The sequence below is a fragment of the Buttiauxella sp. BIGb0471 genome (genome assembly GCF_024807715.1).
GTDB classification, from domain to species: Bacteria; Pseudomonadota; Gammaproteobacteria; order Enterobacterales; family Enterobacteriaceae; genus Buttiauxella; species Buttiauxella agrestis.
Genome location: NZ_JANUEU010000001.1, coordinates 379,544 through 398,743 on the forward strand (window position 1 = coordinate 379,544; position 19,200 = coordinate 398,743).

The window sequence follows — 19,200 nt, forward strand, 5'->3', positions numbered from 1 at the left end:
TGGGTGTATGGAGAGAAATATCACGCTGGATTTTGTCCGTGGCGTCGCTATTCTCGGCATCCTGCTGCTTAATATCGTGGCCTTCGGTTTACCGAAGGCGGCGTATCTCAATCCAGCCTGGTCCGGCTCTGTCACCGACAGCGATGCCTGGACATGGGCGATTCTCGACCTTTTCGCTCAGGTCAAATTCCTCACGTTGTTTGCGCTGCTATTCGGTGCAGGTTTGCAGATGTTGTTACATCGCGGCAAACGCTGGATCCAGTCACGCCTGACGCTACTCGTTCTGCTCGGCTTCATGCACGGCATTTTGCTGTGGGATGGCGATATTCTGCTGGCTTACGGTCTGGTTGGGCTGGTGTGCTGGCGGCTGATCCGCGACGCTCCGGGGATTCGTTCCCTGTTTAATACCGGCGTGATGCTTTATCTCACCGGGGTTGGGGTACTGCTGTTACTGGGCTTTATTTCAGGCGACACGCCAAACCGCTCGTGGATACCAGACGCGGCCAACTTGCAGTATGAGCAGTGGTGGAAGCTAAACGGTGGCACCGAGGCAATCAGTAATCGTATTGATCTTCTCTCCTCGAATTTAGTGGCGCTAGGAGCGCAGTATGGCTGGCAACTGGCGGGCATGATGCTGATGGGCGCGGCATTAATGCGCAGCGGCTGGCTACGTGGCGAGTTTAGTTTGCATCATTATCGCCGCACGGGTTTGTGGCTGATTGTGGTGGGTATGTTAATTAACATTCCGGCGATTTACGCCCAGTGGCATGTGGGCTGGATGTATCGCTGGTGCGCTTTCTTGTTGCAAGCCCCGCGAGAATTGAGCGCGCCGTTCCAGACCGTAGGTTATGCGGCGCTGGCATTTGGCTACTGGCCACAGCTTTCACGTTTGTGGCTGGTGAATGCCGTGGCGCATGTTGGGCGCATGGCGCTATCAAACTATTTACTGCAAACGGTGATTTGCACCACGCTCTTCTTCCGCATGGGCTGGTTCATGAAGTTTGATCGTTTATCCCTGCTGGCCGTAGTGCCTGCCGTGTGGGTTATTAACATTCTCTTCTCTATGCTCTGGCTGCGTTTCTTCCGCCAGGGGCCTGTTGAATGGCTGTGGCGGCAACTCACCGCACGGGCCGCAGGGGTATCACTGAAACATCCAGCAAGATAATGATATACATCACAAACGTTAACGATATGTATGTAACCGTTTTCATTGATGTGATCATCCTCACGTAGTCGTTCACAACTCACTGCCAAAATAGCCACCTTGCCAAATACAGGGTGCATCCATGAGACTTATTCCTCCAGCGTCAGGTCGATACCTATGATCACCATTCGTGACGTTGCCCGAATCGCCGGCGTCTCCGTGGCGACAGTATCCCGCGTACTCAATAACAGCGCATTAGTCAGCGCCGACACGCGTGAGACTGTGATGCATGCGGTGGCGCAACTGGGATATCGCCCGAATGCCAACGCCCAGGCGTTAGCCACGCAGGTGAGCGACACCATCGGCGTGGTGGTCATGGATGTTTCCGATCCGTTCTTTGGTGCGTTGGTCAAAGCAGTGGATGTTGTGGCGCAGCAGCACAACAAATACGTTCTGATTGGCAATAGCTACCACCAGGAAGAAAAAGAACGTCATGCCATTGAAGTGTTGATTCGTCAGCGCTGTAACGCATTGATTGTTCATGCTAAAGCACTCAGCGATCAAGAGCTGGGTGAATTCCTTGATCAAATTCCGGGCATGGTTTTGGTCAATCGCATTGTGCCAGGTTATGAGCATCGCTGCGTGGGGCTGGATAACGTCAGCGGTGCCTTAATGGCAACACGAATGCTGTTTAATCAGGGCCATCAGCGCATTGGTTATCTGGCCTCAAGCCACGCGATTGAAGATAACGCCCAGCGCCGGGAAGGGTGGATGCGGGGCATGACCGAGCAGGGGATAACCCCGCCGGAAAGCTGGGTTGGCGTCGGTTCGCCGGATATGCAAGGTGGCGAAGCGGCGATGGTGGAGCTGCTTGGGCGCAATTTGCAACTCAGTGCGGTGTTTGCCTACAACGACAGCATGGCCGCAGGTGCGTTAACTGCCTTGAAAGATAACGGGATTGTCGTGCCGCATCATGTATCCATCATTGGCTTTGATGATATTCCTATCGCGCGTTACACCGATCCGCAGCTTACAACAGTGCGTTACCCCATTGTTTCAATGGCTCGTCTGGCGACTGAACTGGCGTTACAGGGTGCCGCGGGGACGCTCGATAATGGTGCAACACACTGTTTTATGCCGACATTAGTCCGCCGCCATTCAGTGGCTCCTCGGCAAATTGCGGCACCGATCACTCTCTGAATAAAGTCTTTTATGTAACCGGTTTCAATTTGTGAGTAAATTCACAGTTAATTAACATTGCGATGACTATGATGTCAGCGTTTTATAAGCTGAAACTATATGTAACGGTGATTAATCAGTTTACGTATAGGTATTAAGCCAAAACTATCAAAAAAGCAGTTATGGATCGTTACGAAACACGGAAGAGTTTTTTTAACAGAGAAAAATTTTCGGCATTCAGTAACGTTTTCTTAACAATGCTGCCTGCCTGAATACCACTGAACTACCCTGCAAAAAAACCGGAGATACCATGAATAAGAAGGTTTTGACCCTGTCCGCCATTATGTCTTGCATGTTGTTTGGCGCAGCCGCTCATGCAGCTGATACCCGTATTGGTGTGACCATTTATAAATACGACGATAACTTTATGTCGGTCGTGCGCAAGGCAATCGAAAAAGACGCAAAAGCATCTCCAGATGTAGAGCTGCTGATGAACGACTCCCAGAACGACCAATCCAAGCAGAACGATCAGATTGACGTGCTGTTGGCAAAAGGCGTGAAAGGTCTGGCAATCAACCTGGTTGACCCTGCTGCTGCTGGCACTGTTATCGAAAAAGCCCGTGGTCAGAACGTACCAATCGTGTTCTACAACAAAGAGCCTTCTCGTAAAGCGCTGGATAGTTACGACAAAGCTTACTACGTAGGTACCGACTCTAAAGAATCCGGTGTGATTCAGGGCGACCTGATTGCTAAACATTGGGCAGCAAACCCAGCGTGGGATCTGAACAAAGATGGTCAGGTTCAGTTCGTTCTGCTCAAAGGCGAGCCAGGCCACCCGGATGCTGAAGCTCGTACCACTTACGTTATCAAAGAGCTGAACAACAAAGGTCTGAAAACCCAACAGCTGCAGTTAGATACTGCAATGTGGGACACCGCTCAGGCGAAAGATAAGATGGACGCATGGTTGTCCGGTCCGAATGCTAACAAAATCGAAGTGGTTATCGCCAACAACGATGCGATGGCAATGGGTGCCGTAGAAGCGTTGAAAGCACACAACAAATCTTCTATTCCAGTCTTCGGTGTGGATGCCCTGCCAGAAGCGTTGGCAATGGTTAAATCTGGCGCAATGGCCGGTACTGTTCTGAACGATGCCAACAACCAGGCTAAAGCAACCTTCGATCTGGTGAAAAACCTGGCCGCTGGCAAACCAGCAGCAGAAGGCACTAACTGGAAAATCGAAGACAAAATTGTCCGTATTCCTTACGTTGGTGTTGATAAAGACAACCTGGCTCAATTCGTCGGTAAATAAGTATCCCGTTCAGGATATGGCTTTAAGTGTGTCGAATCCGGGCGAATTTTCGCCCGGTATCAGGCCTGATAATCAGCCACACAGGTATAACTATGGTTGACACAAATACAAATCAGTCGTCGGAATATTTGTTGGAAATGACCAACATTAATAAATCATTCCCCGGCGTTAAGGCACTGGATAATGTTAATTTAAAAGTTCGTCCTCATTCCATTCACGCATTAATGGGTGAGAACGGTGCAGGCAAATCAACATTATTAAAATGTCTTTTTGGGATCTACAGCAAAGATTCCGGCAGCATTCTTTTTCAGGGACAAGAAGTTAACTTTTCCAGCACTAAAGAGGCGCTGGAAAATGGTATCTCCATGGTGCATCAGGAATTGAACCTGGTTTTACAACGCACCGTAATGGATAACATGTGGCTGGGGCGTTACCCAACCAAAGGTGTATTTGTCGATCAAGACAAAATGTACCGCGATACCAAACACATCTTCGATGAACTGGATATTGATATTGACCCTAAAGCTCGCGTGGGCACTTTGTCAGTATCGCAAATGCAGATGATCGAAATCGCTAAAGCGTTTTCTTACAATGCCAAAATCGTCATTATGGATGAGCCAACATCCTCACTGACAGAAAAGGAAGTTAATCACCTTTTCAAAATCATTCGTAAGTTAAAAGAGCGCGGCTGCGGCATTGTTTATATCTCTCACAAAATGGAAGAGATCTTCCAGTTGTGTGATGAGATCACCATCTTGCGTGACGGACAGTGGATTGCCACCCAGCCTTTAGAAGGGTTGGACATGGATAAAATTATCTCCATGATGGTCGGCCGCTCACTGAACCAACGTTTCCCGACAAAAGAAAACGTACCGGGTGAAGTGATTTTGGAAGTGCGCAACCTCACTTCTTTGCGCCAGCCTTCGATTCGTGATGTCTCCTTTGATTTGCATAAAGGGGAAATTCTCGGCATTGCCGGTCTGGTCGGTGCAAAACGTACTGATATTGTTGAAACGCTATTTGGTATCCGCGAGAAGTCTGACGGCACCATTATGCTGCACGGCAAAAAAATTAATAACCATTCGGCGAATGAAGCGATTAACCACGGTTTTGCGTTGGTCACAGAAGAGCGTCGTTCAACCGGTATTTATGCGTACCTGGATATCGGCTTTAACTCGCTGATTTCTAATATTCGTAATTATAAAAACAAAGTTGGTTTATTAGATAACTCCCGCATGAAAAGCGATACCCAATGGGTTATCGACTCAATGCGTGTCAAAACACCGGGCCATCGTACTTCTATTGGTTCGCTGTCCGGTGGTAATCAACAGAAAGTTATTATCGGTCGTTGGTTATTAACACAGCCAGAAATTTTAATGCTGGATGAGCCTACCCGTGGGATTGATGTCGGCGCTAAGTTTGAAATTTATCAGCTTATTGCTGAGCTTGCCAAAAAAGGGAAAGGAATCATCATTATTTCGTCCGAAATGCCGGAGTTGTTAGGGATTACAGATCGTATTCTGGTCATGAGCAATGGTCTTGTTGCCGGAATTGTAGACACTAAAACAACCACGCAGAACGAAATATTACGTCTTGCGTCTGTGCACCTTTGATAATTTAGGGGCTATTAAAAATGAGTGCGTTAAATAAGAAAAGTTTTCTAACTTATCTGAAAGAAGGCGGCATTTATGTCGTTTTGCTGGTCTTACTGGCGATTATTATTTTCCAGGATCCCACGTTTTTAAGCTTGATGAACTTAAGTAACATTCTGACCCAATCATCAGTGCGTATTATTATCGCACTGGGTGTGGCGGGGCTGATTGTGACCCAGGGTACAGACCTTTCGGCGGGTCGTCAGGTTGGCCTGGCGGCGGTCGTTGCAGCAACGCTTTTGCAGTCTATGGAAAACGTGAACAAAGTTTTCCCTGAAATGAGCACCATGCCTATTCCGGTGGTTATCCTGATCGTCTGTGCGATTGGCGCCATCATTGGTCTGGTTAACGGTATTATCATCGCTTACCTGAATGTGACGCCGTTTATCACCACATTGGGCACCATGATTATCGTTTATGGTATCAACTCCCTGTATTACGACTTTGTTGGTGCGTCGCCAATTGCCGGGTTCGACAGCGGATTCTCGACCTTTACCCAGGGCTTTATCAAGATGGGTAACTTTAAGCTCTCGTACATCACATTCTATGCGTTGATTGCGATTGGCTTTGTCTGGGTGCTGTGGAACAAAACGCGCTTTGGTAAGAACATCTTCGCCATCGGTGGTAATCCTGAAGCGGCTAAAGTTTCTGGTGTAAACGTTGCCCTGAACCTGATCATGATTTACGCGCTGTCTGGTGTGTTCTACGCGTTCGGCGGGATGTTAGAAGCGGGCCGTATCGGTTCTGCGACCAACAACCTGGGCTTTATGTACGAACTGGATGCGATTGCAGCGTGCGTGGTTGGCGGTGTGTCATTCAGCGGCGGTGTGGGAACAGTGGTAGGTGTCGTAACCGGTGTTATCATCTTTACGGTGATCAACTACGGCCTGACGTATATCGGCGTGAACCCTTACTGGCAGTACATTATCAAGGGCGCGATTATTATCTTCGCGGTCGCGCTGGATTCACTGAAATACGCTCGTAAGAAGTAATCTCTACGGTTTACCAAGACCCGCACAGGACGATATGTGCGGGTTTTTTTATGCACTCTATTTCTTCTCTTTCTTCTGCAATTCCAGCAACTGCTCTGGTGTAACTGCCGGATAAGCTTGCGCATCTTCAGGCACTTCATGCATGGCAGGAATAGGGACTAGCGGCCCGAGGAAACGCGGCTCACGTTTGAAGATATACAAATCTGCCAGCGCACCCAGACGCGCACCAAACTCCCTGATACGCACTGTCATCATATTTTTTGGCGAAGGGACTGCATAACACTGCGCCTGAATGCCCATATGCAGAGCAATAAAGAGGGCGCGTTCGCAGTGAAAACGCTGAGTGATAATAATGAAATCATTGGTATCGAAGACTTTTCGCGTACGAACGATAGAGTCCAGAGTACGGAAACCGGCGTAATCGAGCACGATATCGGCAGGATCAACCCCACCGGAAATCAGGTCTTTACGCATGGTCATGGGTTCGTTATAGCTTTGCAGCGCATTATCGCCGCTCAACAGCAGGTAGTTTACCTTGCCGCTGTTATAGGCATTTAACGCGCCCTGAATGCGGAACTGGTAGTACTGATTAATTACGCCGGTGCGGTAATACTTGGCGGTGCCCAATACCACGCCAACCTGGCGATAGGGCAAATCTTGCAGTTCGTCGTAAACGTAAGGTGCAGTTTTCCAGCTTATCCAGCGGTCAAGACAAAGCGCAGCCACCACAGCCAAGCCGATTATCACCAACAGGCTATAAAACAAGCGCTTCAACATGGACTTGCGGCTCAATAAAGGGATGGAATTTTATCCAAGGCTACTTTACCTGGTGGTTAAGAGCAAGATTAGAGGAATTGGTTGGACTAAAAATCACCAATGCGAGCGCTCTCGCGCCCGCATCGTTCTCATCAATTCAACAGTGCGCGGTCGATATTCATACAACCTAACGCTTTTAACGTGGCGGCTGTTGCGTCCCATTGTGTCAATGGCGCTTCGGCTTTTTCAGCCAGAATCGCACGCTGGATATCATTGTAATCGTAGCCGGAAAGGCTCAACAGATTCAGCGCCGCTTGCAGCGGGGGTAGGGAAGGGTTGAATGCGGCGTTTTCCGCATAACTACCGGTGAAAATTGTCCCATCGCGCATTTCCAGCGCGACACCCGAAGGCGCATTACTGTAGGGCGCATGGCTGCGGTTTGCGGCCGTGATGGCGGCATGGCTGAGTTCATCGCCTTGCAGCGTAAAGCCATGATCCATTTCATCCAGCAACAACGTTTTGATTTCTAAATCACGCGGACCAAATGCATCTGGCAGATAGTCGCCAAGAGTTGCAGGCTTGCGGCCCGGCAAATTAATGCGCAATGCCACACCGCTGTTCAGTTCATTCATAAACTGGCGGCAATGGCCACACGGCGTGTAGTTGACGGTAATCGCGGCGAGGGCTTTTTCGCCACGCATCCACGCATGGGTAATCGCACTTTGTTCAGCATGAACGGTTTGCTGCATGGTGGAGCCAAGAAACTCCATATTGCCGCCGAAATAGAGATTTCCGCTGACGCCACGTGCTACCGCACCTACATAGAACTGCGACAAATCCGCGCGTGCACAGGCTGCTGCAAGCGGCAGCAAAGCAAATGCCAGCGCGTCATCATCAAGCCCGGTCTGGGCTTTCAATGATTCCACTTCAGTGGCGCTAAACATCGCCGGGAAGTGGGCATCAGCAATCAAGGGTTGCAAAGCGGCTTGCAGTGAAGCCGGGAGTTGTGCGAGAGCAGCCTGAAAACGTGAGCGCATGGATCGTAGCCTCATAACAAGTAATTGAATCGTAGTTTACGGTTCTGTATGGGCTTTATATGTGATCTTTCTCTAATTACAAATGCAACTTATGAAATAAAGAATGAAATTGCGCGATCTCTCGCAAGTTTTAACCAAATACAGCCAAAATCACCGGGAATAAGAATGGGGCAACCAGCGACGTAATAATGCCGCAAATCACCAGCGCCAGTGAGCTGAATGCGCCTTCCTGGAAATCCAGTTCAGCACAACGCGCAGTCCCAAGGGCGTGAGAGGCAGCACCCATCGACAGGCCGCGCGACGCTTTGGTTTTAATACCCATCAGATTCAGAATGCTATGGCCAAATACCGCGCCAAGAATCCCCACGAAAATCACGCAGACGGCGCTAATTGCCGGGATGCCGCCGATACTGCCGCCCACCGCCATGGCAATCGGTGTTGTGACAGACTTAGGCAAGATTGACGCGGCGATTTGTGGTGTAGCACCCATTAATAATGCAACGGATGTACCGGTAATCATCGCTACCATGCTGCCAATAAAACAGATGGTGATAATGGATTTCCAGCGTGCACGAATCTGGTGAAGCTGTTCATACAGTGGGAACGCGAGGGCAACTACCGCCGGTTGTAGCAAATCGTTCAGCACTTTACTGCCAGCGAAATAGTGATCATAGGGCGTGCCGGTAAACACCAGAATAGGGATGATAACAATCATCGAAACCAGTAACGGGTTCAGCAGCGGTGACTTATAACGCATTCCGATTTGGCGGGCGAGAAAGAAGGTCACCAGCGTTAAAGGCAAAGACCACCAGATATGATGCATCATTTTGTTTCACCCTCGCTTTCACCCACGACTTTACGTTCTCCGTGTACCAAATGAGAACTCCAGCTCACGATAACTAATACCACTAAGGTACTGATAAAGCAGGAGACAACCACGGGACCAAATTGCTGTTTTATCACATCCACATACTGCATGACGCCCACACCAATCGGCACAAAAAGAAGCGCCATATAACGAATCAGCAGGTGGCAACTTGGTTTAACCCATTTCGCTGGCAGGATTTGCAGAGAGAGCAAAACAAACAGAATTAACATGCCGATAATGCTGCCAGGAATGGTGATCGGCAACAGCGAGGCAATAGCAATGCCCACATATAAGCATATGTAAATTAATACAAATGAACGCAGGTACTGCCAAATTACGGTGAGCGAATTACGCATGGTGATGACCCTTTAAGAAACGCATTCATCATACAATTAAAGCTGAAAATGTGCTACCGATCACATCATGAATTATGAGCATACCAAATATTCCAAATTGGAACGTTCCAGAATGTTTTGGGCAATCTGCCAAATCCCATTTTGCAGGCATAAAAAAAGCGACCCGTAGGTCGCTTAGTTATGCTCGAAAGGTTCGATTAGTTCAAACGTACCGGCATACCGGAACGGTTCAGAATCGCCTGATCCAGCACGGTGCTGTCAACGTCTGGCTGAGCGGTAATGGCAGTCACGTTGCTTTTCAGCGCGATTGGCACGATCTCAGTTGAGTTGAACTGCTCTTCAGTCGTGGACAGTGGGTTATGCACTTCTACATAGCGCGTACCATCTGGCTCAACGGTGGCTTTCACCGGTTCGTTGATGAACTGAACGCGCGTACCGACTGGCACTTTCTCGAACAGGAATTTGATGTCTTCGTTACGCAGACGCACACAACCGTGGCTCACACGCAGGCCGATACCAAAGTTGGCGTTGGTGCCGTGAATCGCATACAGACGGCCAATGTACAGCGCGTACAGACCCATTGGGTTGTCCGGACCGGCTGGAACAACGGCTGGCAGCGGCGTACCGGCAGCAATATATTCTGCGTGCATTTTCGCCGTTGGTGTCCAGGTCGGGCCTGCTTTCTTACGTTCTACCTTAGTAGTCCAGTTCAGCGGAGTATCTTTACCCAACTGGCCGATACCGATTGGCAACACGATAACGGTGTTGGTGCCAGCCGGGTAGTAGTAAAGGCGCATTTCAGCACTGTTAATCACGATACCTTCATGAACGGTATCCGGCAGAATTAACTGCTGAGGAATGTTCAGGATGGTGCCAGGCTTTGGCAGATACGGGTCAACGCCTGGGTTCGCTTCCAGCATGTTGGAAAGACCCATCTGGTAACGCGCGGCATATTCTTCCAGCGGCGCAGTGCTGCCTTCAGGAATAGTAACAACCTGGTTTTGACCAATCAGACGGCTGCCATCGGTTGGCAGAGGATAGGTCACGGCAGAAGCTGTCTTACTGAAAGACACGACAGCCACAAATGCCAGTAAAATTGTGCGTAGTTTCATATTCATGTTATGTGAAGTATTTCTGGCCATGCAGGCTAGTTAGTGAAGAAACGGAGCGATTTGAGCGCGCATTATATGTGCATTCCATCGACCTGGGAAATCAGATGTGGATTAAATCACACTTTTTTGCACTTTGATTATTTTATCACCAGCGCACAAGCAGAGCGATCTACACGTTGAGTTATGGCATAATGTGCCCGATCTCACATATTACAATTTTATCAGGACATCTCTGTGCTAGTTTCCAGTAACGTCACAATGCAGTTCGGCAGTAAGCCGTTGTTTGAAAATATTTCTGTCAAATTTGGCGGCGGCAACCGTTACGGCTTGATCGGCGCCAACGGTAGCGGCAAGTCTACCTTTATGAAGATCCTCGGTGGCGATTTAGAGCCAACACTGGGTAACGTTTCACTCGATCCTAACGAGCGCATCGGTAAATTGCGTCAGGATCAGTTCGCCTTTGAAAAGTTCACCGTTCTCGATACGGTCATCATGGGCCATGCCGAACTGTGGGCTGTAAAAGAAGAGCGCGACCGCATTTATGCGCTGCCAGAGATGAGCGAAGAAGACGGCTATAAAGTGGCCGATCTGGAAGTTCTCTATGGCGAAATGGACGGTTACACCGCCGAAGCGCGTGCTGGTGAATTACTGCTTGGCGTAGGGATCCCTGTTGAACAGCATTACGGCCCGATGAGCGAAGTCGCTCCAGGCTGGAAACTGCGTGTGCTTCTGGCGCAGGCGCTGTTCTCAAACCCGGATATCCTGCTGCTCGATGAACCGACGAACAACCTCGACATCGACACCATTCGTTGGCTGGAAACGGTTCTCAACGAACGTAACAGCACCATGGTCATCATTTCGCACGACCGTCACTTCCTGAACATGGTTTGTACGCACATGGCGGACCTGGACTACGGCGAACTGCGCGTTTATCCAGGCAACTACGATGAATACATGACGGCGGCAACACAAGTTCGTGAACGTCTGTTGTCTGATAATGCGAAGAAAAAAGCGCAGATTGCTGACCTGCAATCCTTCGTTAGCCGCTTTAGTGCCAACGCCTCGAAATCTCGCCAGGCGACTTCTCGTGCGCGTCAGATTGATAAAATCAAACTCGACGAAGTTAAAGCCTCCAGCCGTCAGAACCCGTTCATTCGCTTCGAGCAGGACAAGAAACTGTTCCGTAATGCGCTTGAAGTGGAATCACTGGCGAAAGGTTTTGACAACGGCCCGCTGTTCAAAGGCGTTAACATGCTGTTGGAAGTGGGTGAAAAACTCGCCATTCTGGGTACCAACGGCGTGGGTAAAACCACTCTGCTTAAAACGCTGGTCGCTGAACTGGCTCCAGACGCAGGTACAGTTAAGTGGTCTGAGAATGTGCAAATCGGCTATTACGCACAGGATCACGAATACGAGTTTGAAAATGACCTGACCGTGTTCGACTGGATGAGCCAGTGGATGCAAGAAGGTGATGACGAGCAAGCGGTGCGCAGCATTCTGGGCCGTCTGTTGTTCAGCCAGGACGATATCAAAAAGCCTGCGAAGGTGCTGTCCGGTGGTGAGAAAGGCCGTATGTTGTTTGGTAAATTGATGATGGAACGTCCGAACGTTCTGGTCATGGACGAACCAACCAACCACCTGGATATGGAATCCATTGAATCGCTGAACATGGCGCTGGAAATGTACCCGGGCACGCTGATCTTTGTCTCTCACGACCGTGAGTTTGTGAGCTCGCTGGCCACCCGCGTGATTGAAATTACGCCAGAGCGCGTGGTTGACTTTACCGGCGGCTATGAAGATTACCTGCGCAGTAAAGGTATTGATAACTAAGTTTTAGCTTAGAACACCCTCACCCTAGCCCTCTCCCCCAGGAGAGGGAACTGACGGTTTTCACCCTCTCCCTGAGGGAGAGGGTCGGGGTGAGGGTTACAACTTAAATCTTCCAGAAATCCTGCACTTTCCCGTCTACAACCAAACGGCGTTTTTCACCCGCCGGTAGCGTTAACGTCATCTCTTTCCAGGCCGGCTGATAATCACCTCTACGAGTGAAGTTCACATGAATTTCATCTGCGGTGCAGTGAATTTCCCAGTTCAGCCACAGCGCGTTGCCTTGCTGATACCCCCACGTTTCGCCGTCATCTTCAAACAGACTACCGTGAGAAACGCCTGTGCCTTGCAGAGGGTACACTTTCAGCTCGCGCACCGTGTCAGCTTTGGCATCCACGTGAGTAATACGTGCCGAATGAGGCAGGGCTGCACCCGCTCGCACCAGCAACGGCAAGCGTTCCAGCGGTGCATCAACCACAATACTTTGGCCGCCGCTATACCACTGGCCGGTATAGTAGTCGTACCAACCCGCGCCGTTTTCCGGCAGCCAGACTTCACGCTCTCGCTGGCCTTCTTCCACCACGCTTGCCACTAACAAATCACGGCCAAGCATGAAATCGTCACACTCTTCGAAGGTTTTGGCGTCGTGCTCGTGGTCAAGGAACGTTGAACGCAGCATCGGTTCGTCGTCGGCATGCGCCTGCCACAGCAGGGTGTAGAAGTACGGCAGCAGACGATAACGCGTTTCGATAGCGCTGCGAATGGCTGGCGTCACTGACGAATACATCCATGGTTCGTTGACGGTTTGGTCGTCATTCCACGAGTGAATAGTGAAACGCGGGTGCATCACGCCATTTTGTACCCAGCGTACAAACAGCTCCGCATCAGGTTTGTCGCCAGAAAAACCGCCGACATCGTGCCCAACGTTATACAAACCAGAAAGGCTCATGCCCACACCCATGCGGGTGTTGTAACGCAGTGTATTCCAGTTGGTGCGGTTATCACCGCTCCAGGTTTGCACGTAACGCTGCATCCCGGCGCAACCGGAACGGGAAATCAGATATGGACGTTTTTCCGGCGCAAAAGCCTGCTGCGCTTCGAGCGAGGCACGCATCATCAGCAGCGGCATCACCGGGCGGATATTTTTGATGGCAATTTCTTCGCCAAAGCCGTAACAGCGGGCTTCGCCGTCCCACACTTCGTATTCGTTATTATCATTCCAGGTGGAGTCGATACCCATTTCCAGCAGTTGCGTGGTGACGCCGTTTTGCCACCATTTCACCGTTGCCGGATTGGTGAAGTCGAGATGCGAACCTTCGTCATCCCAGAAGATCGAACGCTCCGGGCTATCTTGCTCCGAATCCTTAATAAACAGTCCTTGCTCAACCACTTCCTGGTAACGCGGATGATCCTGCAACAGACATGGCTTGATGTTAGCTGCCAGTTTGATCCCTGCGGTGTGGAATGCCTGGGACATCACTTTCGGCTGCGGCACCTTGTCGTAGTTCCAGTTAAAGACATAGCGCTTGTTATTGATTGAGGTGTAGCCCGACGACAGCTGGAACGAATCGCAAGGAATGGCATGCTCTTCACACAGTTTGATAAAGCTCATCAGCTGGTTTTGCGCGTCTGGTGCATCGGTGTAATGCATGGTTGAGCCGCTGTAGCCGAGGCTCCATTTCGGGCCAAACAGCGTTTTACCGGTCAGGCGCACAAACGCTTTGGTGACATCTAAAACCTGCGGGCCGAGGAACAGGTAATAATCGACATCGCCCGATTCTGCCTGCCAGCGGCGGTACGGCAGGTGGTAGTTGTCAATTTCGTTACCCAAATCCAGCCAGCAGCTGCTCAGGTTGTCGTAAAACATCCCGAAGCTGACATCCGGGCGGCGTGTGATGGTAAACGGAATATGTTTGTACAGCGGGTCAGTGGACTCTGCGTTATAGCCCATCGCATCCAGGTTACGCATTTCGTAGCGTTTCCCGGTGCGCTGCAACGGACCGGCTTTCTCGCCCAGACCATAATAACGTTCTTCTTTAAAGCGACGCTGATAGTGCGCCACACCGTCGCCGTAGGCGTTCAGCAGATATGCGCTGGTCGGGCGGTCGCAGGCGAGCAATTGCCACTCGCCATTGTCATTTTTGTATTCCCACTCCAGCCACAAAGGCTGGTGGACGGTCACCCGCAATTTATCGGTGCTGATACACAATGTTTCATCGCGCTCTTCCACCGTGAAACCAGGTAACGTAAACCCTTGCAGGCTTTCACGGTCACGGCCTTCCCACGGCACATCATTCTCTGGCGCAATGCTCCAGGTGCGGTTCAATGCCAGCTTGTTTTCGCGTTTAATCAGCACGCGGAACATGCCTTGCTCCAGCACAAACAGGTTCAGGCGATGTTTGCCGTCCACGCTTAACTCAACGTGATTGGCGTCAGACTTCAGCAGTGTCCAGTTCTTCAAAGTTTTCATCGTTCACAATCCATTTCATGCACGCTTGGTGCGGCGTTCAGCAATAAAAGAAACCAGGAATACAGCGCCAATCAGGTCAAAGAAGCCCATGGCGATAAATAAAGGGTTGTAGCCAATCTTGTCGGCGGTAACGCCAATCAGCAGCGAGAACAGGAAGCTGGCAATCCAGGCGGCAGAACCACGCATGCCGTTTACCGTCGCCATCTGGCCTTTATCAAAGGAGTCCACAACCAGCGCACTCAACATGCAGGAGATAATCTGGTGCCCGAAGCCGCCGACGGAAATCAACGCGATGGTGACGTACGGGTCTTTGGTGAGGGCAACCAGCGCCAGCGAAATCATCAGGAACGCACCGGTCACTGAACTTGCGACGATAGAGTTGGTGCGTGAACAGCCAAACCAGCGGGTGTAGATTTTGGTCAAATAACCACTGGCGACACTGCCGAGGTCTGCGGCGAGGAACGGCAGCCAGGCGAACATGGCGATTTGTTTCAGGTCCATACCGCGTTCGCTTGCCAGGTATAACGGCACCCAGAAACTCAGCACCGCCCAGGCAGGTTCAGCCATAAATGCCGGGATGGCGATACCGTAAAAACGTTTGTTTTTGCCGACGGTTTTCAGTGCGGTCAGGAACGGCATTTTCACCGCAGCAGGTTCGTTATCCTGCTTGATGAATTCCAGTTCTTCTTTGCTCAGATTCGGGTGCTGCTCCGGGTTGTGATAGAACAGCCACCACAAAATGACCCATAACATTGCCAGCACGCCGGTAAACATAAACGCGCCCTGCCAGCCGAAAGAGGCATGAGCAAAATAGATGATGGGCGGTGCCAGCATAGCCCCAATTGAGAAGCCAACGCCTGCCCAACCTGCGGCAATTGGGCGTTCTTTTTTCGGGAACCATTCGCCAATCGTTTTGGCGTTAGCGGGGGTTGCGGCTGCTTCAGCGCCACCCATAAAGAAACGCAAAATGGCCAGTTGTAGCCAGCTTCCTGCCCCTGCGTGCATGATGCAGACGACCGCCCAAATCCCTGCGCAAACTAAGAAGCCGAGTTTGAGGCCGATAACATCAATCAACCAGCCGCAGATTGGCTGGAACAGGGTATAGGCAAGCTGGAATGCACCGACAATCCACGAATATTGTTCAGTGGTAATGCCCAGGCTGCTTTTCAGCTCAGGTGCCAGAATACCCAGTGAGTTACGGGTAATGTAGTTAACGGTAACGCCTAATAAAAACAGGACTAGCACCCACCAGCGCAGGTTGCGAACGGTGCGTTTTGCCTTAACGGCGGTAACGCCGGGATTTATGCCATGACTCATTTCATTCTCCACGCAGAAGCAATGTCTATCGGAATGTTTGCCACAATTTTGTGATTGTGAAAGTTATATCTATTTGATTAATAATTATTTTATTGGCTTCTTGCCGCTGCAAAGGCAGGCACTTCTGCGGCAATGGAGAGAGCGTAAAACAGTTGGAAAAGGGTCAATAGCGACTTTTGTGCAAATATTTTCATATGAAAGTGAAATACGTGCGTTTGCTAACGAAAATACCTGTGGCAAAGCCATACACTTCATCATGAAAATTTTTTCATTGCCGAAATGGGCGCAGATCACAAAATGAGTAAAAAGCTAAAAATCACCGAAATCGCCGCTGAAACCGGACTTTCAATTAGCACCGTTTCGCGTGTGCTGGCGGGTAAGTCCAACACCAGCGAACAGGCTCGGCAACGTGTTTTGAACTGTGCCGGTCAAAAAGGCGTGCTTGCGGGGATGGCGGCGGGGCGCATGCTACTTAACAGTTTGGTCGTTTTCGCGCCACAGCGTGCCTTTGATGAGCGGTCTGACGTCTTTTATTATCGTGTCACGCAAGGGTTAAGTCAGGCGCTTTCCCCACATGAAGTGCGGCTGCGTTACTGTGCGCTGGAAGAAAACGACAGCGATGCCAACCTGTTTCTGAGCAAAATGAACGAGGTGGAAACAGAAGCGGCGATCTTGCTCGGCATTGACGATCCGCATATTCACGATCTGGCGGTGGATCTCGGCAAGCCTTGCGTGTTGATCAACTGTCGCGATCGCAAAATGCGTCTACCCGGCGTTGCGCCGGATCACCAGTTGATTGGCGATTTTGCGGCAAGTTACTTGTTCGAGCAGGGGCACAAATCGGTGGTCACATTACTGTGCCTGCGCCGCTACACCATGGAGTTGCGTCTGGCGGGGATTCGCGACGCATGGGATGCCAACAATCTGCATTTTGACGACGCACGCCATCTGATTACCGCCCAGAGTTTTAGCGCCAAAGAGAGTGAAAAACTGATTAGCGAATTTCTGGAAAAAACACCGCAGCATCAGCTACCGACAGCATTTTTAGTCGGCGGTGATTTTATGGCGGCAGGGGCGGTCAGTGCGCTGCAAAATGCCGGATTACGCGTGCCGCATGATATTTCGGTCATGAGCATCGACGGTTTTAATCTGGCTGCCATTCACGATGTGCCGCTGACCTCGGTGCATGTTCCGCGCGATCGGTTAGGTGAGGAAGCGGTGCATATTCTTCAGCAGCGTTTAATCCGCCCGGATGCGCCGATAGGGAATTTACTGCTTAACGGAACGTTGGCAGTGCGGGATTCAGTGCGCCGTATTCGTCCAAACAAGAGTCATACGGCGGTCAGTAGCGTGGGGCTTTATGATGAGTGATTGACCTTAATAGCAATTCACCAGGCTCTGCTGGTTGAGTTTACCCAACTTGCGACGAATAGAACCCATATGCCGGTAAATCGTTTTTGCTGTTACGCCTCTAAGTTGCGATATTTCATGCAGTGAAGCGCCCTGTGATAAATAGTTGGCAACCTGTTTCTCCGTTCTGGAAAGTTGTCTTTTTTTCTTCTCCTGCTCCAAATTGTCGTAAACCAGGCCAGCATTGGGTTGCTCACGCAGGCGTTGTTTGATTGCCTTCTCGTAATTCACCAGTGGACAATTAAGGTTAATCTCTTCCGGGAAATGAATGTGACCCCAGCATAAAGTGTTGTTCATAAGAAAAATATAATCTGAAAAATTATTCTGCTTTAACTGTGTCTGAATGAAACGATGAAATTCAAAGAAACTGCTAAGCATGCTAGTGTCGACAATAATTACATTTCGATACTGCATTAAATCTTCTGGTATTTTTTTTATGTAAATGCTTCAGTGCTAAGGTGATGAAAGAGCAGTGGGTGGCGTAATGAATTCCCTGGTGTGGCATAAAATAAATCCTCAATGTATTAACTCTTCAAATCAAGCTTTCTATTTATGACCATTACATCAATGTGGTATTTTGTTTTTTCGTAATGACTTTTTAGTCTCGGTGATGCAAATAACTCATCGGCTAGTTTGTTTACTTTTTGTCGGGTGAGAAATAATATGCATCGGCCAATGAGGAGCTTAAATAATAAACGCACTTTTGCTTGCCAGCCTGTTTTTGTACCGATGCTATAATTTCATAAAACGAGAGGTTGCTATGAGCAATTTACCTAAAATCAATCAACTCAAAAACCTCCGTGCAATCATCCAATATGGCAGCATTCGTGCGGCTTCTCAGGCCGTACATCAAACACAATCGGCAATGACGCGCAGCATCCAGGAGCTGGAAAAAACGTTAGGTGTGACCTTACTCGACAGAACCGCTCGCGGCGCACTGCTGACTGATATGGGAAGGCTATTTGAACCGAGAATGAACATGGTGCTAAATGAGCTTGAGCGTGCAGTTGATGAAATCCGCCAGTTGGAAAGTGCTGCTAACGGCACAGTTATGTTTGGTTGTTCCCATTTACCAGCCTTTGGCATTATGCCTGGCTTGTTAAAAAAATTTCAGGAACGCCATCCTAAAGCCTACCTGACGGTCATCGAAGGTCAGCTCTCAGAATTGCTGGGCTCGTTGCGCCTTGGGCGAATGGATTTTTTTATCGGTATCGTCACGCCGGATATAGCTTTGCATGAATTCAGCGAAGAACATTTGTCGGTGGCGAAATTCTGCGTGTTTGCCCATAAGGATCACCCGCTGGCGCATTGTCAGTCGCTGCTGGAATTACGGGATGCAAAATGGTACCTCCCTACGGCGAGCGCCGGTTTTTTTAATGCCATAGAGCAGGTTGTGTTTCCGGGCGGCAAAGGGCCGGGATGTTCCGTGTTATATGGTGATTCCACTACTATTGCGGAACAACTCATTTTGACTGAGGGTTATCTCTCAGTTGGGCCGCAGTTAATGCTCGAACTCCCATGGTTAAAAGATAAATTATGCCAGGTTAACGTAAAAGAGACTTTGCCAAACGGTAATTACAGTTTGATTTACCGTCAGCAACAAACATTAACGCCCATCGCTAAATTACTCATCAATGAAATTCGCCATGAGTTTATTAAGTAATATTCTCCTGATTTCTCTGATTATATTTAAAAAATAATAAAAATGTTGGCTTTCATCAGTCTGGATATTTTTTATGTTTCACAGTGGGAGTGAAGTTAATCTACCTAA

The 19,200-nt window shown here is 49.6% G+C and carries 16 protein-coding genes; 8 read left to right on the top strand and 8 right to left on the bottom strand.

From position 1 onward, the window contains the following. The first annotated feature begins 7 nt into the window (after positions 1-7). From yeiB to mglC, 5 genes are all read left to right on the top strand, one after another. On the top strand, positions 8-1,165 hold the full coding sequence (gene yeiB / locus M2371_RS01785) for a DUF418 domain-containing protein YeiB (protein ID WP_259266723.1): 1,158 nt from the start codon (positions 8-10) through the stop codon (positions 1,163-1,165). Positions 1,166-1,321: 156 nt separating this feature from the next. Further along, on the top strand, positions 1,322-2,344 hold the full coding sequence (gene galS / locus M2371_RS01790; RefSeq protein ID WP_172893623.1) for an HTH-type transcriptional regulator GalS: 1,023 nt from the start codon (positions 1,322-1,324) through the stop codon (positions 2,342-2,344). 289 nt (positions 2,345-2,633) lie between these two features. Next, complete coding sequence (gene mglB / locus M2371_RS01795) at positions 2,634-3,632, top strand: galactose/glucose ABC transporter substrate-binding protein MglB (RefSeq protein ID WP_034496996.1); 999 nt, start codon at positions 2,634-2,636, stop codon at positions 3,630-3,632. A 92-nt stretch (positions 3,633-3,724) separates the two neighbouring features. Continuing rightward, the gene (gene mglA, locus M2371_RS01800) at positions 3,725-5,245 is read left to right on the top strand and encodes a galactose/methyl galactoside ABC transporter ATP-binding protein MglA (RefSeq protein WP_034496994.1); all 1,521 of its coding nucleotides are present in this window, start codon (positions 3,725-3,727) and stop codon (positions 5,243-5,245) included. A 20-nt stretch (positions 5,246-5,265) separates the two neighbouring features. Then, positions 5,266-6,276 (top strand): galactose/methyl galactoside ABC transporter permease MglC, encoded by a 1,011-nt coding sequence (mglC, locus tag M2371_RS01805; RefSeq protein WP_034496992.1) that lies wholly within the window; start codon positions 5,266-5,268, stop codon positions 6,274-6,276. Positions 6,277-6,333: 57 nt separating this feature from the next. Here mglC and sanA read toward each other — a convergent pair whose 3' ends face one another. The 5 genes from sanA to ldtB all read right to left on the bottom strand — a co-directional run bounded on the left by sanA (position 6,334) and on the right by ldtB (position 10,411). Further along, positions 6,334-7,053, bottom strand: a complete 720-nt coding sequence (gene sanA, locus M2371_RS01810) for an outer membrane permeability protein SanA (RefSeq protein ID WP_259266724.1) — start codon at positions 7,051-7,053, stop codon at positions 6,334-6,336. A 131-nt stretch (positions 7,054-7,184) separates the two neighbouring features. After that, the gene (gene cdd, locus M2371_RS01815; protein ID WP_259266725.1) at positions 7,185-8,069 is read right to left on the bottom strand and encodes a cytidine deaminase; all 885 of its coding nucleotides are present in this window, start codon (positions 8,067-8,069) and stop codon (positions 7,185-7,187) included. Between the two features lie 130 nt (positions 8,070-8,199). After that, positions 8,200-8,895, bottom strand: a complete 696-nt coding sequence (locus M2371_RS01820; protein WP_034496984.1) for a CidB/LrgB family autolysis modulator — start codon at positions 8,893-8,895, stop codon at positions 8,200-8,202. After that, positions 8,892-9,293, bottom strand: coding sequence for a CidA/LrgA family protein (locus M2371_RS01825; protein ID WP_034496982.1), 402 nt, complete (start codon positions 9,291-9,293; stop codon positions 8,892-8,894). The genes M2371_RS01820 and M2371_RS01825 overlap by 4 nt, the downstream gene beginning before the upstream one ends. 197 nt (positions 9,294-9,490) lie before the next feature. After that, on the bottom strand, positions 9,491-10,411 hold the full coding sequence (gene ldtB / locus M2371_RS01830) for a L,D-transpeptidase (protein WP_172893625.1): 921 nt from the start codon (positions 10,409-10,411) through the stop codon (positions 9,491-9,493). Positions 10,412-10,639: 228 nt separating this feature from the next. On the opposite strand from ldtB, the gene M2371_RS01835 reads away from it, so the two are divergent. Then, entirely contained in the window at positions 10,640-12,235 is a 1,596-nt protein-coding gene (locus tag M2371_RS01835; protein ID WP_172893626.1) for an ABC-F family ATPase, read from the top strand. Between the two features lie 103 nt (positions 12,236-12,338). On the opposite strand, the gene M2371_RS01840 is transcribed toward M2371_RS01835, so the two are convergent. Together M2371_RS01840 and M2371_RS01845 are read right to left on the bottom strand one after the other, a co-directional pair. After that, positions 12,339-14,702 carry a glycoside hydrolase family 31 protein gene (locus tag M2371_RS01840; protein ID WP_259266726.1) on the bottom strand — a complete coding sequence of 788 codons (2,364 nt, stop codon included), beginning with the start codon at positions 14,700-14,702 and terminating at the stop codon, positions 12,339-12,341. 15 nt (positions 14,703-14,717) lie between these two features. Continuing rightward, on the bottom strand, positions 14,718-16,019 hold the full coding sequence (locus tag M2371_RS01845) for an MFS transporter (RefSeq protein WP_259266727.1): 1,302 nt from the start codon (positions 16,017-16,019) through the stop codon (positions 14,718-14,720). A 297-nt stretch (positions 16,020-16,316) separates the two neighbouring features. Between M2371_RS01845 and M2371_RS01850 the strand changes: the two genes are divergently transcribed. Beyond that, a complete protein-coding gene (locus M2371_RS01850; protein ID WP_259266728.1) occupies positions 16,317-17,390 on the top strand; it encodes a LacI family DNA-binding transcriptional regulator in 1,074 nt (357 codons plus the stop codon). Positions 17,391-17,396: 6 nt separating this feature from the next. Here the strand turns inward: M2371_RS01850 and M2371_RS01855 are convergent, their stop codons facing one another. After that, on the bottom strand, positions 17,397-17,843 hold the full coding sequence (locus M2371_RS01855) for a helix-turn-helix transcriptional regulator (RefSeq protein WP_259266729.1): 447 nt from the start codon (positions 17,841-17,843) through the stop codon (positions 17,397-17,399). A gap of 346 nt (positions 17,844-18,189) precedes the next feature. Here M2371_RS01855 and M2371_RS01860 point away from each other — a divergent pair, with 346 nt between their 5' ends. After that, positions 18,190-19,092, top strand: coding sequence for a LysR substrate-binding domain-containing protein (locus M2371_RS01860; RefSeq protein ID WP_259266730.1), 903 nt, complete (start codon positions 18,190-18,192; stop codon positions 19,090-19,092). The last annotated feature ends 108 nt before the right edge of the window (positions 19,093-19,200 follow it).

What these genes read in the sequence shown, in the direction of transcription:
- yeiB (WP_259266723.1), top strand. Translation starts at nt 8, where the DNA reads ATGGAGAGAAATATCACGCTGGATTTTGTCCGTGGCGTCGCTATTCTC.
- galS (WP_172893623.1), top strand. Translation starts at nt 1,322, where the DNA reads ATGATCACCATTCGTGACGTTGCCCGAATCGCCGGCGTCTCCGTGGCG.
- mglB (WP_034496996.1), top strand. Translation starts at nt 2,634, where the DNA reads ATGAATAAGAAGGTTTTGACCCTGTCCGCCATTATGTCTTGCATGTTG.
- mglA (WP_034496994.1), top strand. Translation starts at nt 3,725, where the DNA reads ATGGTTGACACAAATACAAATCAGTCGTCGGAATATTTGTTGGAAATG.
- mglC (WP_034496992.1), top strand. Translation starts at nt 5,266, where the DNA reads ATGAGTGCGTTAAATAAGAAAAGTTTTCTAACTTATCTGAAAGAAGGC.
- sanA (WP_259266724.1), bottom strand. Translation starts at nt 7,053, where the DNA reads ATGTTGAAGCGCTTGTTTTATAGCCTGTTGGTGATAATCGGCTTGGCT.
- cdd (WP_259266725.1), bottom strand. Translation starts at nt 8,069, where the DNA reads ATGCGCTCACGTTTTCAGGCTGCTCTCGCACAACTCCCGGCTTCACTG.
- M2371_RS01820 (WP_034496984.1), bottom strand. Translation starts at nt 8,895, where the DNA reads ATGATGCATCATATCTGGTGGTCTTTGCCTTTAACGCTGGTGACCTTC.
- M2371_RS01825 (WP_034496982.1), bottom strand. Translation starts at nt 9,293, where the DNA reads ATGCGTAATTCGCTCACCGTAATTTGGCAGTACCTGCGTTCATTTGTA.
- ldtB (WP_172893625.1), bottom strand. Translation starts at nt 10,411, where the DNA reads ATGAATATGAAACTACGCACAATTTTACTGGCATTTGTGGCTGTCGTG.
- M2371_RS01840 (WP_259266726.1), bottom strand. Translation starts at nt 14,702, where the DNA reads ATGAAAACTTTGAAGAACTGGACACTGCTGAAGTCTGACGCCAATCAC.
- M2371_RS01845 (WP_259266727.1), bottom strand. Translation starts at nt 16,019, where the DNA reads ATGAGTCATGGCATAAATCCCGGCGTTACCGCCGTTAAGGCAAAACGC.
- M2371_RS01850 (WP_259266728.1), top strand. Translation starts at nt 16,317, where the DNA reads ATGAGTAAAAAGCTAAAAATCACCGAAATCGCCGCTGAAACCGGACTT.
- M2371_RS01855 (WP_259266729.1), bottom strand. Translation starts at nt 17,843, where the DNA reads ATGCAGTATCGAAATGTAATTATTGTCGACACTAGCATGCTTAGCAGT.
- M2371_RS01860 (WP_259266730.1), top strand. Translation starts at nt 18,190, where the DNA reads ATGAGCAATTTACCTAAAATCAATCAACTCAAAAACCTCCGTGCAATC.